Annotated in this window: 9 protein-coding genes; 6 read left to right on the top strand and 3 right to left on the bottom strand. The window is 67.6% G+C overall.

The annotated features are described in order from the left end of the window. Positions 1 to 115: 115 nt before the first annotated feature. The 3 genes from ABD205_RS06730 to ABD205_RS06720 all read left to right on the top strand — a co-directional run bounded on the left by ABD205_RS06730 (position 116) and on the right by ABD205_RS06720 (position 4,513). Positions 116 to 1,471, top strand: coding sequence for a glycoside hydrolase family 172 protein (locus ABD205_RS06730; protein WP_344043686.1), 1,356 nt, complete (start codon positions 116 to 118; stop codon positions 1,469 to 1,471). A 4-nt stretch (positions 1,472 to 1,475) separates the two neighbouring features. Next, a complete protein-coding gene (locus ABD205_RS06725) occupies positions 1,476 to 2,726 on the top strand; it encodes a glycoside hydrolase family 32 protein (protein WP_344043685.1) in 1,251 nt (416 codons plus the stop codon). 251 nt (positions 2,727 to 2,977) lie between these two features. After that, positions 2,978 to 4,513 carry a GMC family oxidoreductase gene (locus ABD205_RS06720; RefSeq protein ID WP_344043683.1) on the top strand — a complete coding sequence of 512 codons (1,536 nt, stop codon included), beginning with the start codon at positions 2,978 to 2,980 and terminating at the stop codon, positions 4,511 to 4,513. A gap of 40 nt (positions 4,514 to 4,553) precedes the next feature. On the opposite strand, the gene ABD205_RS06715 is transcribed toward ABD205_RS06720, so the two are convergent. Then, complete coding sequence (locus ABD205_RS06715; protein ID WP_344043681.1) at positions 4,554 to 5,267, bottom strand: winged helix-turn-helix transcriptional regulator; 714 nt, start codon at positions 5,265 to 5,267, stop codon at positions 4,554 to 4,556. A gap of 319 nt (positions 5,268 to 5,586) precedes the next feature. Between ABD205_RS06715 and ABD205_RS06710 the strand changes: the two genes are divergently transcribed. Then, positions 5,587 to 7,101, top strand: coding sequence for a PucR family transcriptional regulator (locus ABD205_RS06710; RefSeq protein WP_344043679.1), 1,515 nt, complete (start codon positions 5,587 to 5,589; stop codon positions 7,099 to 7,101). Between the two features lie 126 nt (positions 7,102 to 7,227). Here ABD205_RS06710 and purU read toward each other — a convergent pair whose 3' ends face one another. Next, positions 7,228 to 8,079, bottom strand: a complete 852-nt coding sequence (gene purU, locus ABD205_RS06705; protein WP_344043677.1) for a formyltetrahydrofolate deformylase — start codon at positions 8,077 to 8,079, stop codon at positions 7,228 to 7,230. Further along, positions 8,079 to 10,529, bottom strand: coding sequence for a GcvT family protein (locus ABD205_RS06700; RefSeq protein WP_344043675.1), 2,451 nt, complete (start codon positions 10,527 to 10,529; stop codon positions 8,079 to 8,081). Before ABD205_RS06700 ends, purU begins: the two co-directional genes overlap by 1 nt. A 344-nt stretch (positions 10,530 to 10,873) precedes the next feature. Here ABD205_RS06700 and ABD205_RS06695 point away from each other — a divergent pair, with 344 nt between their 5' ends. Together ABD205_RS06695 and ABD205_RS06690 are read left to right on the top strand one after the other, a co-directional pair. Then, complete coding sequence (locus ABD205_RS06695; RefSeq protein ID WP_344044471.1) at positions 10,874 to 11,773, top strand: bifunctional methylenetetrahydrofolate dehydrogenase/methenyltetrahydrofolate cyclohydrolase; 900 nt, start codon at positions 10,874 to 10,876, stop codon at positions 11,771 to 11,773. Beyond that, on the top strand, positions 11,761 to 13,578 hold the full coding sequence (locus tag ABD205_RS06690) for an aldehyde dehydrogenase family protein (RefSeq protein WP_344043673.1): 1,818 nt from the start codon (positions 11,761 to 11,763) through the stop codon (positions 13,576 to 13,578). The genes ABD205_RS06695 and ABD205_RS06690 overlap by 13 nt, the downstream gene beginning before the upstream one ends. Positions 13,579 to 13,664: the final 86 nt, after the last annotated feature.

The raw sequence follows: 13,664 nt of genomic DNA, 5'->3' as shown, positions 1-13,664 counted from the left end.
GCAGAACATACCCGCCTTTCGCTTCCGATTGCGTGACGAGACTCACCTTGCTTACGATGCGACCACGGAAGCAAACGTTTCGATGGCTTCGGGACCTCCCTACGAAAGGAAGATCATGACTTCAGACTCCCCAACCGGCGGACTCCTGGGAGACCTGACCAGGGCCCGCCCGGGGCGGTCGGCCCGCGCATCCAGCTTCGACCAGACTGGACGCAACCGCGACAACTGGATCGTCATGCCGGGCGAGGAGCGCACCCTCGCCGACCTCGAGGGCCCCGGCTTCATCACCCACATCTGGATGACACAGTCCTGCCGAATCCAGCCTGGCCCCGGGCAGATCGACCCAGCCGTCGTCGGCGTGCCGATGCTCGAGATCCACAACGCCCTCGGAGTCAGCTGGGAGGTCGTGGACCCGGACTACTACCGCAAGATCCTGCTGAAGATCTATTGGGACGACCAGGAGACTCCCAGCGTCATTGCGCCCCTCGGCGACTTCTTCGGGCTGATGAACTCTCTGTCCGGAAGCTTCGACTCCCTCCCACTGTCGGTGTCGGCCAAGGAGCCCGAGCTTCACACGTTCGGCGGCAGCGCCGCCTTCAACAGCTACTTCCGTATGCCGTTCGGGTCGAGGGCACGCGTCGTCGTCGAGAACCAGAACGACATCCCCTATCTGCAGTACTTCTACATCGACTACGAGCTGTCGCCGACGCCCCTGCCCGAGGACACCGTCTACTTCCACGCGCACTGGCGTCGGGCCCTGCCGAACGTCGGCTGGGGTCCGGACCTGCAGGCCAACAGCATCGAGACCACCGTCGCCAACCTCGACGGCGCCGACAACTACGTCGCCCTGGAGACCGAAGGTCGCGGCCACTACGTCGGTTGCACGCTCGCCGTACGCCATTTCCAGGGCTCCTGGTGGGGCGAGGGCGACGACATGATCTTCATCGACGACGACACGTGGCCACCGAGCCTGCACGGCACCGGCATGGAGGACTACTTCGGCCACGCCTGGGGCATGCAGCACAACGCCTACCAGTTCAACGGAACCATGGTGCACGAGGAAGACGTGCCGGGCTTCCACCACAGCTACCGGTTCCACATGGTCGACCCGATCCGCTTCGAGAAGAGGATCAAGGTGACCTTCGAGCACGGCCATGGCAACCACCTCTCGGATGACTGGTCGTCGACGGCGTACTGGTACCAAACCCTCCCCTCGCCCGTGCTGGACGTACCGGACGTCGAGCAGCGCCTCCCGCTCCGCCCCGTCGACCGCGTCATCGAAGCACCGCTTCCCGCGCTGACCGACGAACAGCGAGTCGCCCGTGAACGCGCCGAGGACCGCATGCGCCAGTTCGTCGCCGCCCGCGATGCCCTGCGACTGGAGCGTCGCGAACAGGTCGACGAGTGGGAGCGCGGCAACATCGAGCAGGCTCGCGCCATCCGTCGTTCCTACGACAACGGACGGAAGTGACCAGATGCGACCGCGCCTCCACTTCACCGCGGACCGGGGCTGGATCAACGACCCGCACGGGGTCACCTTCCACGCCGGCGAGTACCACCTCTTCCACCAGTACGTGCCGGAAAGCACGGTCTGGGCACCGAACTGCCACTGGGGCCACGCCGTCAGCCCCGACCTCCTGAGCTGGACCCATCGCGACATCGCCATCGCTCCCGGCGACGGAGACGAGGGCATCTGGACCGGCAGCCTCGTCGACGACGGCGGCAGTACGCGGATCTTCTACACGTCGGTCGCCCAGCCGGACCTGGGCCTCGGTCGCGTCAGGATCGCGACGCCGACGGACCCCACGTGGAACACGTGGACCAAGGGCGACATCGTGGTCCGACCGCCCTCAGAATTGGACCTCATCGCGTTCCGCGATCCGTTCATCATGCGCGAGGACACCAACTGGCGGATGTTCGTCGGGGCGGCGACTCGCGACGGGGTCGCGCTCGCCCTCACCTACACCTCCGACGACCTGGAGTCCTGGACGTACGACGGGGTCGCCCTGTCCAGGTCCAGCGATCAGGTCGATCCGGTCTGGATGGGCGCACTCTGGGAATGCCCGCAGATCTTCGACGTCGACGGCCACTGGGCCATGGTCAGCTCGGTCTGGGACAACGACGTCCTCCACTACGCCGGCTATGCGGTCGGCGATCGCGACTCCTACGGCGCCGGTCGCTTCTCGCCGACGGAATGGGGTCAGCTCAGCTTCGGCGGCTCCTACTACGCGCCATCGTTCTTCCGGGATGAAGACGGTCGGCCATGCCTGATGTTCTGGATGCGCGGCGTCGTCGACGCCGGGGCCGGGTGGGCCAGCTGCCTCAGCGTGCCCCACACGTTGGCGGTGCAGGGCGGGCGACTCGTCGCCTCACCTCATCCCGAGCTCGAGGTGCGTCGGCAGACACCTCTCGGCTCGGGAGAGCACGCGGCCGCGTTCGACCTCGTTTGGAATGTGGCATCTCCGGACGAGGAACTGCTCCTCGAAGGGCCCTCCGGCAAGACTGCTCGCTTGACTGTGTCGAACGGAGTGGTCGCGCTCGAGCGCCCGGGTCAGGAGACGTGGACGATGCCTTGGAGCGGTGAGCGTCTCCGAATGCTCGTCGACGGCTCCGTCGTCGAGGTCTCCTCCCATCGCGGGATCCTGGGTGGGCCCATCGACCCGACGACCGCTTGGAGGTCGCCGAACGGCGACGTCGAAGCCTGGCTTCTCGTGCCCAGGCGCTGACCTCAGCTCAGCCTCACCCGCTGAGGACGCGCCGACGCTAGCCGGATCGTACCGATGCTCAGCCGCATCACGGACGCGCAACCAGGCCGTGCCACGACCTACGAGCGTGTGCGTGGCAATCGGTCGATCGTGAAGTCGTCGTGCTGAGTTGCGCTCCTCGCGGGCCGACCGGTTTCGGGGCTGGCAAGTCTGTTTTTCGAACTACCGGCGGTCTCGAGGCCGGGTCAGTCTTGGCACCGGGAGGTGCCGAGATGGCCGGATACGACGTCGCGATCGTGGGTGCCGGGAGCGCAGGGTGCGTGCTGGCCTCGCGGCTGACCGAGGACCCCGGATGCCGGGTGGTTCTCATCGAGGCAGGGCCGGACTATCGGGCCGCACACCTTCCGGCTGACCTCGCAGACGGTCTGCATGGGACGAGTACGGCGACACACGACTGGGGATTGACGGGCGTGGGTGTGTCGGGGGCGCCGCCGCTCGCGCTGCCGCGGGGGCGAGTCACCGGGGGCTCCTCGGCAGTGAACGCTACGTTCGCGCTGCGCGGGCATCCCGCGGACTACGACGGCTGGGGGTTGCCGGGCTGGAGCTGGGACGACGTGCTGCCCGCGTTCGTGCGTCTCGAGCGGGATCTCGACTTCGCTGCGGCCGACCATCACGGCGGTGAGGGCCCGGTGCCGATCCGCCGGTACTTGGGCGGTGAACGCTCCAGGCTGACCGCCGCCGTCGAGGAGGCGTGCGTCTTGGCGGGCATTCCCCGGATCGAGGACCACAACAGCCCGGGTGCGGTCGGCGTGGCCGCCCTGCCGGTCAATTGTGTCGACGGTCGGCGGATCTCTGCCGCGCTGGCCTATCTGGAGCCTGCCCGTGACCGACCGAACCTCACCATCCGAGCCGACTGCCTGGTCCGAGAAGTCACCCTCCACGGCGGGCGCGCGGTCGGCCTCAGCACCTCCGACGGGGACAGGATCTGGGCCGAAGAGGTCGTCCTGGCCGCGGGGGCGTACGCGTCCCCGGGTCTGCTGCTGCGCTCTGGAATCGGGCCCGCCGACGACCTGACCGCGCTGGGCCGCGGCGTGGCTGTCGACCTGCCGGGCGTGGGCGCCAACCTGGGCGACCACCCCTGGGTCTCGATCGATCTGCCGTGTCCGGCACCCGACGGTGACCCGGCAGTCTTCCAGTTGGTGGCGACGGCACGCAGCAGCATGGCCGCACTCGACGCGCCGCCCGATCTCCAGCTCATGGTCTGCGGCCCCTACCCGCTCGGCGACGGGTTCGGGTTCTCGGTTGCGGCCGCGCTGGTCAAGCCGGCGTCCCGAGGACGGCTCCGGCTGGTCACTCTCGACCCCGCCGCGGCGCCCCACATCGACCTCGGCTTCTTCCGAGACGGCGCCGACCTGCCCCGGCTGCTCGAGGGCCTGCGGCTGGCCGACGTCGTGACGCAGAGCGGCCCGTTGCCGCAGCTCACGCACGGAACCCGGCACGGCCCGCCGCACGAGCTGATCCGGGGCGATGCCGAGGCGACGGCATGGATCCGGTCGGCGACCAACACCTACCACCACCCCGTCGGCACCTGCGCCATGGGACTCGACCCGTCCGCCGGCGCCGTCGTCGATCCGGATGGGCGCGTGTACGGGGTTCCGGGTTTGTCCGTGGTGGACGCCTCCGTGATTCCAGAGCTGCCGTCAGCGAACACCAACATCCCGACGATCATGCTGGCCGAGAAGATCGCTGCGCGCCGTACCGGAGCGGGCGCCGAGGTGCGCAGAGCTGCCGTGGTGGGCCGGGGATGATGTCCACCCTGGAAGCCTGTTGCCCGTGTGCCGGGCGTGCTCAGCTTCGGACCGTGGCGGCCGCCCGTCGGCGCTCGGCGCCGCGCACAGCGGGTGCGAACGTCGACCACGCGAACCAGCCGGGAGCCTGCTGAAGCGCCGCGGCGTCGCCAGTCAGCTCCAACCGGCCCGCGTGCTGGGCCGCACCGATCGAGAGGTCCCCGAGGTAGACGCGGTACAGCGTCTCCGCATCGCAGCAGAAGGCAACGTCGGTCGGAAAGCCGGGGTCGTGCCGGCAGATCGAGACCTCCTCGGTGTCGATGACCAGCCAATACCATCTGGTCGTCGACCGTCCGAGCACCTCGAAGGCCACGACCACCCGCCGGGCGGGCAGCCGGTCCCGAGCGAGATGGCGGCTGATCCAGCGCACCACCAAGTCCGGGTCGAGCTCGTCGGGATCGGGATCACCGAACGCCCAGGTGACCGCCCAGTCCCCCAGCGCCTGCATGACCGGGCGAAGATCGCGTCCGGCTGCCGTCAAGCGGTACTCCACGAGGCCGTGTGTCTCGCCGGAGACCCTTTCCACCAGGCCCAACTTCTGCAGGTGGCGCAGCCGTTGAGACAGCACCGACCGGGAGATGCCGGGCAGGCACCGCTCCAGCTCGTTGAACCGGCAGACGCCGTGCAGCATCTCTCGGGCGATCAGCAGCGTCCACCGGTCGCCGAGCAACTCCGCGCCGCGCGCAATCGGGCAGTACTGGCCGTAGCCGCGCACCCGTGCAGTCTAGTCTCGCCTCTCCTGACTCGGTCGCATCCCTCAGCGGCATCGACAGCGGTCGGGCGACCGCGTCGAAGCTCATCCACGCCGCCGACCCCTTGGCCGAGCACGTCGCGTTCACGCGATTCGATGCCTGAAGCACAGGAATCGTCGCGGCTGAGCGCCGGTCTATCGCAGGGGATCCTCAGTCCGCCGCGCACGCCTCGGCCTGGGCAGGGCACGCGAGCCGACGAGCGCGTTGAGCGCGACCGGATGGCGAGCGCCGGCTGAAGTGAGATCGACAGTTCACGCGTCAACTACATGGGAACATCAGCGCGTGAGCCTCACCGTCGAATCGCTGATCAGCGACCCTCTGCTGCGCACGCGGCTTGCCGCCGGAAAGTCCGGACTGGATCGCACGGTGTCCTGGGCGCACACCTGCGAGGTGAGCGATCCGTGGAACTGGCTCGGCAGCGGCGAGCTGCTCATGACGGACGGGTACAGCTTCCCGGCGGAACCGTCCGGACAGGTGCGCTTCATCGAGCATCTGTTCGCCGCCAACATCGCGGGGCTCGCACTCGGTGAAGGATTCGAGGCTCCACCTCTCACGAGGGAAGCGATCCAGCGGGCGGACGAGCTGGGCTTTCCCGTCCTCACGACCGCTCGCCACGTGCCGTTCGTCACGATCGCTCGCGTGGTGGCTGACGGCAACAGCGAGAGGGGAGGTACGCGGGCGGCCCGCGTACTTCGCCTCTATGACATTCTGCGCCGTTCGCACGGCCGCACCACGACCGACGGTCTGTTGACCGAGCTCGGTCGAGAGCTCAATGCCGATCTGCACGTCATCGAGCTGTCGCACGGACGCGAGCTCCTGTTGGCGCCGAAGCCCCTTTCAGACGACCTCCGAGCGGCCGCAATCGAACGGGCGCGGGCGCAAGCCGGCCAGCTGTCCGGTTTCAACCGCTTGATGACCGACGCCGGTCCGGTACTGCTCGTGCCGGTAGGAACACAGAACACGGCCGCGCTGCTCGTCGCTGTCCAAGAACTACAGGAGACGCCGGACCTTCTGCTGGCTCAGCATGCGGCGATGATCGTTGAGGTAGAGGTCGAGCGGCGCGCCGCCCGCGCGTCCCGGACGCGGGACCGTGGGGCGGTGCTCGCGCGCCGAATGCTCGATGGCAGCGTCGAACCGGAAGCCGCCGCTGCTCAGCTCCGTGCTCTCCGACTGGGCGACGGGCCATGGCGAGTCACGGCCTGGCAGGAGATCGATGTCGGGGCTCCCTCGACGGGCGCCGGCGCCGGACCGCTCGCGGACGCGCTCGCCTTTGTGCCGTGGCCCCACCTTTACGCCTACATTCGACAGACGCATCTCGTGACGGTCGACGAGTCGCAGTTCGCCGACGGGCTTGGATTGGACCACATCGGCGCCCGGGTGGGCGTCAGTCAGCCGTTGACGTCGCCTTCTCGCTTCGCCGACGCCTTTCGCGAGGCCCGCTGGGCGCTGGAGAGTGCGAAGGCGACGGGGGCCGCGGTGGTCGTCTACGGATCCCACGGCTCGTACTTCATGCCGAACACCGTCGCGGAGGGAGAGGTGGCGGTCCGGCGACTTCTAGGACCGATCCTCGACTACGACAAAGCCAACAACACGAATCTCGTGCAGTCCCTGCAGGTCTACTTCGAGGTCAACCGTTCCTGGCAGGAGGGTGCGCGTCGCCTCGATATCCACAAGCAGACGCTGGTGTATCGCATGAAGAAGATCGAGGAGCTGACCGACGCTGACCTGAAGGACTTCGGGGTGCAGGCGGAGTTGTACCTAGCCCTGCGTACGTGGCACCTCCTGAACGCGGGCTGACCGTCCGGTCTCGTCAGGCGGCGTGCTGAGTCCCGGCCGGCGATCAGCCGCTCCCCCCTGGCCTCGAGGCGCGGATGCCACTTGCTTGCCGGCATCTCGAGGGTCGGGGCGGCACACCGTTGCGAGTCATCGGAAGACGACGGTCTTGGTGCCGTTCAGGAGCACTCGGTGCTCGGCGTGAGCGGTGACGGCCCGCGCAAGAGCGAGCGCCTCGAGGTCTCGGCCGAGCTCGGTCAGGTCTCTCGCCGACATCTGGTGATCCACCCGGCTGAAGTCCTGCTCGATGATCGGACCTTCGTCGAGGTCTCCAGTGACGTAGTGAGCCGTCGCCCCGACGACCTTCACCCCGCGCGCATGCGCCTGGTAGTAGGGGCGAGCACCCTTGAAGCTGGGCAGCAGGCTGTGATGGATGTTGATCGCTCGCCCTGCCAGCTCACGACAGAGGCGGTCGGAGAGGATCTGCATGTAACGGGCGAGGATGACCGAGTCGGCGTCGTAGGCGGCGACGAGTTTGCGCAGTTCCTCCTCAGCGCTCTCCTTGGTCTCTGGCGTGACGGGCACGTGGTGGAACGGAATCCCGTGCCACTCGACCAGCTCGCGGAAGTCATGGTGGTTGGAGACGACTGCGACGACCTCGGCGGGCATGGTCCCCGTGCGCGCCCGGTGCAACAGGTCATTGAGGCAGTGCCCCTGACGCGAGACCATCACCAGGATGCGGTCGCGGCGCCGGGGGTCGTGGATCGACCAGCTGGCTCCCAGCACGTCGCCGACTCTTGCGCCGAACTCGGCACGCACGGTGTCGAAGTCGAACTCGGAGTCCGAGGCAGCGTGAATTCGCAGGAAGAACTGACCGGTGTCCTCGTCGCCGAACTGCTGGCTGTCTCGGATCGTGAAGCCGCGGTCTGCGAGGAAGCCGGCGACGAGCGCGACGATGCCCGGCCGATCGTGGCACGAGAGGGTGAGTACGAGCTCCTGCATCAGGACTTGGGCCTTTCGGACTTCGAGTCGTAGAGCGGGCGAAGGGACGCCGTGGCCCTGACCCGACGGCCGCCGGTCTCGATGGAGAAGTCCTCCCCCTCGTACCAGCCGCGCGGCAGTACCTCCGGGGCCACGACCCAGCCGAGGCCGACGGCGCCGCCGAGGTGGTGGCCGTACATGGCCGAAGCGACGCGTCCGACGAGTTCGCCGTCGCGGTAGATGGGCTCGTCATGGAACAGCAGCGGCTCGGGGTCGTCGAGGAGGAACTGCACGAGGCGACGGCGCACGCCGGTCTCCTTCACCGCCGCCAGGGCGTCGCGACCCACGAAGCCGCCTGGCTTGTCCCACCTCACCGTGAAGGAGAGACCTGCCTCGATCGGGTTGTCCCCAGCGGAGATGTCGTGACCCCAGCTGCGGTAGGCCTTCTCCATGCGAAGCGAGTTCATGGCGTGGTAGCCGACCGGGCGCAGGCCGAAGTCGCTGCCGGCCTCGGTGATGACGTCCCACACGTGCCTGGCCATTTCGCTGGGGACCAGCAGCTCCCAGCCGAGCTCGCCGACGTACGTGACGCGGGTCGCGCGCACGAAGCCGAAGCCGAGGTCGATCTCCCGCGAGGCCCCGAACTCGAACGCCCCGGCGCTCAGGTCCGCGTCGGTCAAGGGCTGGAGGAGGCGGCGTGCGTCCGGCCCCATGACCGCCAGCATCGCCATGGTGCCGGTGACATCCGCCACGGTGCAGAACTCCTCACCGCCGATGTGGCGGCGGAGGTGGGCCAGATCATGGTTGACGGTCGCCGGGCCGGAGAGGACCAGGAACTGATCATCGGACAGGCGGGTGATCGTCACATCGGCCTCGATGCCTGCGTGACCGTTGAGCCACTGCGTGTACGTGATCCGTCCGACTTCACCGTCGATGTCGTTGGTCGACACCCTGTTCAGCACCTGCACGGCGTCCCGACCCTGAACGAGCAGCTTGCCGAACGAGGAGGTGTCGATCATCCCCACACCGTTGCGGATCGCCTCGTGCTCGGCGGCGGAGTGCTCGAACCAGTTCGGCCGCTGGAACGAGTACTCGTACTTCCGCTTCACCCCACTCGGCGCATACCAGTTCGCTCGTTCCCAGCCCGCGAGCTCTCCGAAGACCGCGCCGGCCGACTCGGTCCGCTCATACAGAGGACTCACCCGGAGCGGACGGGCGCTGCTGCGCTGCTGGAACGGCCAGTGGATCTCATACGACAGGTCCAGCGACTCCACCACGCGTTGCTCGAGGAAGCGCCGGTTGGTCTCATGCCGCTGTGTCCGGCCCAGGTCGGTCTCGGGAAGATCGATAGGACTACGGCCGTCGACGATCCAATCGGCGAGCACCGACCCAGCACCTGGCCCAGAGAGGAACCCGACGGAGTTGAATCCGGCGGCGACGAAGTAGTTGCGGAGGTAGGGCGCCTCGCCGAGGTGGTACTGCCCGTCGGGAGTGAAGCTCTCCGGACCGCAGAAGTGCAGGCGGATCCCGGCATCGGCCAGGATGGGGACCCGCTCCATCATGCGCTCGTAGAAGGGGCCGAGATGGTCCCAGTCCTCAGGTAGCTGCACGAAGCCCTGGTTGTCGGGGATTCCCCGGGAGCCCCAGGCGTAGCTGCCCGGCTCGAAGAAGCCGACCATGAGGGCGCCGGCCTCGTCCTTGACGTAGGAGTACTCGTCGCCGCTCTTGACCGTCGGAAGGTTCCGTGGCAGGCCCTCGATGGCTTCCGTGACGACGTAGTAGTGCGCGAGGGCCTGAAGCGGGACGTCCACACCTGCCTTGGCACCGAACTCACGGCCCCACATACCGGTGGCGTTGACGACGTACTCGGCCTCGATGTCGCCCTCGGCGGTGCGCACGCCCGTGACGCGGCCGTTGCTGGTGAGGACGTCCTCGACCCCGACACCCTCGATGATGCGTACGCCGCGCGAGGTGGCCCCGCGGGCCAAGGACATCGTCGTGTCGGTCGAGCTGCCGCGCCCGTCCTTCGGAAAGTAGAGGCTTCCGTGAAGCCCGTCGGCGCTCAGCAGTGGATGCAGCTCGAGCGTCCGGTCGACGCTGCACAGCTCCGCCTCGATGCCGTTGGCGCGAACCGAATCTGCGAGGTGCCGCATCTCTTCGAGCCGCTCGGGCGAGGTGGCCAGGTTCATCGTGCCGGTTTGTACGAAGCCGGTCGAGAAACCGGTGTCGCTCTCGAGGTTGTGGAAGACCTCGAGGCTGCGCTGCACGACCTCTCGAGTCCCCCACGTTCCGCGCGCCTGGGTGACCAGACCGGCCGCGTGCCAGGTGGTGCCTGACGTGAGCGTGTTCCGCTCCAGCAGTACGACATCCGTCCAGCCCCGACAGGCCAGATGATAGGCGGTGCTGGTACCGATGATGCCGCCTCCGACGATGACGACCCTGGCCCGAGCCGGCAGCTCGCGTGCTCCCATGTGATTCACCTTTCTGCTTGCCGTGACAAGCCTCTTGACGGCGGCCTGCTCGCTCCATGCGCCGATCGCCACAAACGTGAGCGGGACACTGTCCGATCGGTCAATGGGCCGGCCCGCTCGGCTCAGGCTGACCGTGTGAGCTCGGCTTGAGCGACCGATTGATCAGCGGTCGTCTGCCTGTTCGATCGACCAGTGGCTCGAAGAAGGCGCGTTGAGCGAAGGTGTGGCGGACCGAGCCCGCACGTCGAGGCGTGCCGTCTGCCGCCACACGTTCCGGGCGGGTCGGTCGTCAGGTACGTCGAATCGTGGAGCCACTGACGGTGGCCCGGGAGAGGTATGTGGTGGTGGAGACACGAGCAGCAGTCATCGACGGAAAGGCAGCCGCCCAACGCGTCAAGGAGTCACTGCGTCCGCGCATCGAGAGCCTGACCGCTCTGGGCCGCAAACCCGGTCTCGGCACGATCCTAGTGGGAGACGATCCCGGCTCGCACTCCTACGTGAGGGGGAAGCACCGCGACTGTGCCGAGGTCGGCATCGACTCGATCCGCATCGAACTGCCCTCTGACGTCACGGAGGCGGACGTGCTGCGGGCGGTGGATCGCCTCAACGCGGACCCCCGGTGCAGCGGGTTCATCGTTCAGCTCCCGCTCCCGTCCCATGTCGACATGCACGCCGTCCTCAACGCTGTCGATCCCGACAAGGATGCGGACGGCTTGCATCCGGTGAACCTCGGGCGTCTGGTGCTCAACCAACCCGGCACCCTGCCCTGCACCCCGCACGGGATCCTGGAGCTGCTGCGTGAGCACGACGTCGCAATCACCGGATCCCAGTTCTGCGTCATCGGCTGCGGCACCACGGTCGGACGTCCACTCGGACTCATGCTCACCCGTCCGAGCGAACATGCCACCGTGACGATGTGCAACGAGGCGACCGTGGACGTCGCGGCGCACACCCGGGTCGCCGATGTCGTGATCGCCGCGGCCGGCGTCGCGCATCTGGTAAAGCCGTTCTGGATCAAGCCTGGAGCAACCGTGCTGTCCGTTGGCATCACACGGACGGTGGAGGGCATCTTGGGCGATGTCCACCCCGCCGTCGAGGGCGTCGCGGGCAAGTGGACCCGGGCCACCGGCGGCGTTGGACCCATGACCCGCGCCATGTTGCTCAAGAACGTCGTCGAGCTCGCCGAGCGCGCCGCCGGGCTCGAGATGCCTGTCTCGACCAAGTACGCATCTTGGTACGTCTGATCCGAAGACGGTGGAACGACGGTCCTGGCACGCCGATCAGGACAGGACCCGAGCAAGGGGACGTTGTCTCATCGCACAGGCCGCAGCCCGGCGATTGGGCGAAAGCGCAGTGGCCGACGATGCCGCGCAGAGCATGGAATGCGGACCCAACGAGAGTGCGCGGAAGTGTGCGGACCGCGAAGGCGACAGACCTCCCCCGCCACGCGCTCGCGTCCTTGCACAGCCACTGCGATTCACCGAGGAGCCCCGATCCCATGAGTGTTGATTCCTTGTCCACCACGCGGCACGCACCGTCTGCACCGGCTGCAGCCGCGTTGGCCCGGGTCTCCGACCACCTTCTGGGACCGACCGGCCTCGTCGCAGCAGGAGGGACGCGACGCCAAGAGGTGCACGACCCGGGGACGCAGCGAAGGCTCGGTAGCTTCACCGACCCCACCGCCGCGCAGATCGACGAGGTGGTCCGGGCTGCGAACGCCGCACAGAGTCGCTGGAACGACTGCACTCCCCTCGTGCGAGCCGAAGTGCTGCATGAGGTGGCGGCGAGCATCCGAGAGCGGCGGCGCCTGATCGCCGAGCTTCTCACGCTGGAGACCGGGAAGCCGTTCAAGGAGTCGGCGGACGAGCTGACTTGGTCTGCCTCGGCGCTCGACTACTACGCCGAGATCGGTCGCCACTCGATCGGCACCATCCATGGAACGGCTGCCGCCGGGCAGACGCAGTTCACCATCAAGGAGCCGATGGGGACGGTCGTCATCGTCCTTCCGGCGAACTTCCCTCTTCTTCTCATGATGTGGTCGGCGGCCGCCGCGCTCGCGGCCGGCAACTCGGTGGTCGTGAAGCCGTCGGAGAACGCGAGCCTGACCACCCTCGTATTTGCCGAGGTGTTTGCGGGCCTTGGTGACGGACTGGTCCAGGTCGTGCCTGGTGGCGCGGACGCGGCGAAGCAGTTGGTGGGCCACCGCGACACTCACATGGTGGCGTTCACGGGCAGCGTGCCGACGGGACGCGCCGTGGCCCAGGTCTGCTCTGAGACCTTCAAGCCGCATCTGATCGAGGCGTCCGGCAGCGACGCGTTCATCGTCATGCCGTCGGCTCCCATCGAGGTGGCGGCGCGAGCGGCGACCTTCGCCGCGTTCCTCAATGCCGGTCAGGTTTGCACCTCGGCAGAGAAGATCCTGGTGCACGAAGATGTGTATGACGAGTTCGTCGCAGCCATCGTGCGCAACACCGAGGCTTTGCGGATCGGGCACGGGCTGGATCGAGTCGACATCGGCGCGATGGAGAACGAGCGAGAGCTCCTCCGCGTCGAGCGCCTGCTGGCCCGCGCCGTCGAGCAAGGTGCACGTGTTCTCACCGGCGGGTCACGACCGGAGCTCGACGGCGAGCTTGCGAACGGGTTCTTCTTCACTCCCACCGTCATCGACGGCCTGACGGCCGAGTTCGACCTCTACGGCGAGGAGGTCTTCGGGCCGATCGCCCCGATCTACAAGGTGTCGAGCTTCGATGAGGCCCTGGAGCTGACCAATGCTTCGCCCTACGGGCTCGGCTCGACCCTGTACTCGACCGACATTCGCGAGATCGACCGAGCGCAACGCGAGATCGTCGCCGGCATGGTGTGGGTCAATGCGCCGCTGCTCGACAACGACGCCGGCCCCTTCGGAGGTCGCAAACTCTCCGGCATCGGCCGGCAGCTCGGAGCAGAGGGCCTCGACACCTTCCGCCACTCCAAGCTCGTCATGATCGACCCCGCCTGCTCCGAGCAGGACTTCTGGTGGTTCCCGTACCAGGACGACGAGGCCTGGTGACCGGCCCGCAGTTCCGCGTCTGAGGTCCCATCGCTCGGGCACCCGCCTGAGACCCATCACTCATTGCAAGGACAGGAGAAGTAACG

Origin of the sequence: Nocardioides panacihumi, assembly GCF_039530925.1 — a bacterium.
GTDB lineage: Bacteria > Actinomycetota > Actinomycetes > Propionibacteriales > Nocardioidaceae > Nocardioides > Nocardioides panacihumi.
This window is presented reverse-complemented; position numbering and strand designations above follow the sequence as displayed.

What these genes read in the sequence shown, in the direction of transcription:
- ABD205_RS06725 (WP_344043685.1), top strand. Translation starts at nt 1,476, where the DNA reads ATGCGACCGCGCCTCCACTTCACCGCGGACCGGGGCTGGATCAACGAC.
- ABD205_RS06730 (WP_344043686.1), top strand. Translation starts at nt 116, where the DNA reads ATGACTTCAGACTCCCCAACCGGCGGACTCCTGGGAGACCTGACCAGG.
- ABD205_RS06700 (WP_344043675.1), bottom strand. Translation starts at nt 10,529, where the DNA reads ATGGGAGCACGCGAGCTGCCGGCTCGGGCCAGGGTCGTCATCGTCGGA.
- purU (WP_344043677.1), bottom strand. Translation starts at nt 8,079, where the DNA reads ATGCAGGAGCTCGTACTCACCCTCTCGTGCCACGATCGGCCGGGCATC.
- ABD205_RS06720 (WP_344043683.1), top strand. Translation starts at nt 2,978, where the DNA reads ATGGCCGGATACGACGTCGCGATCGTGGGTGCCGGGAGCGCAGGGTGC.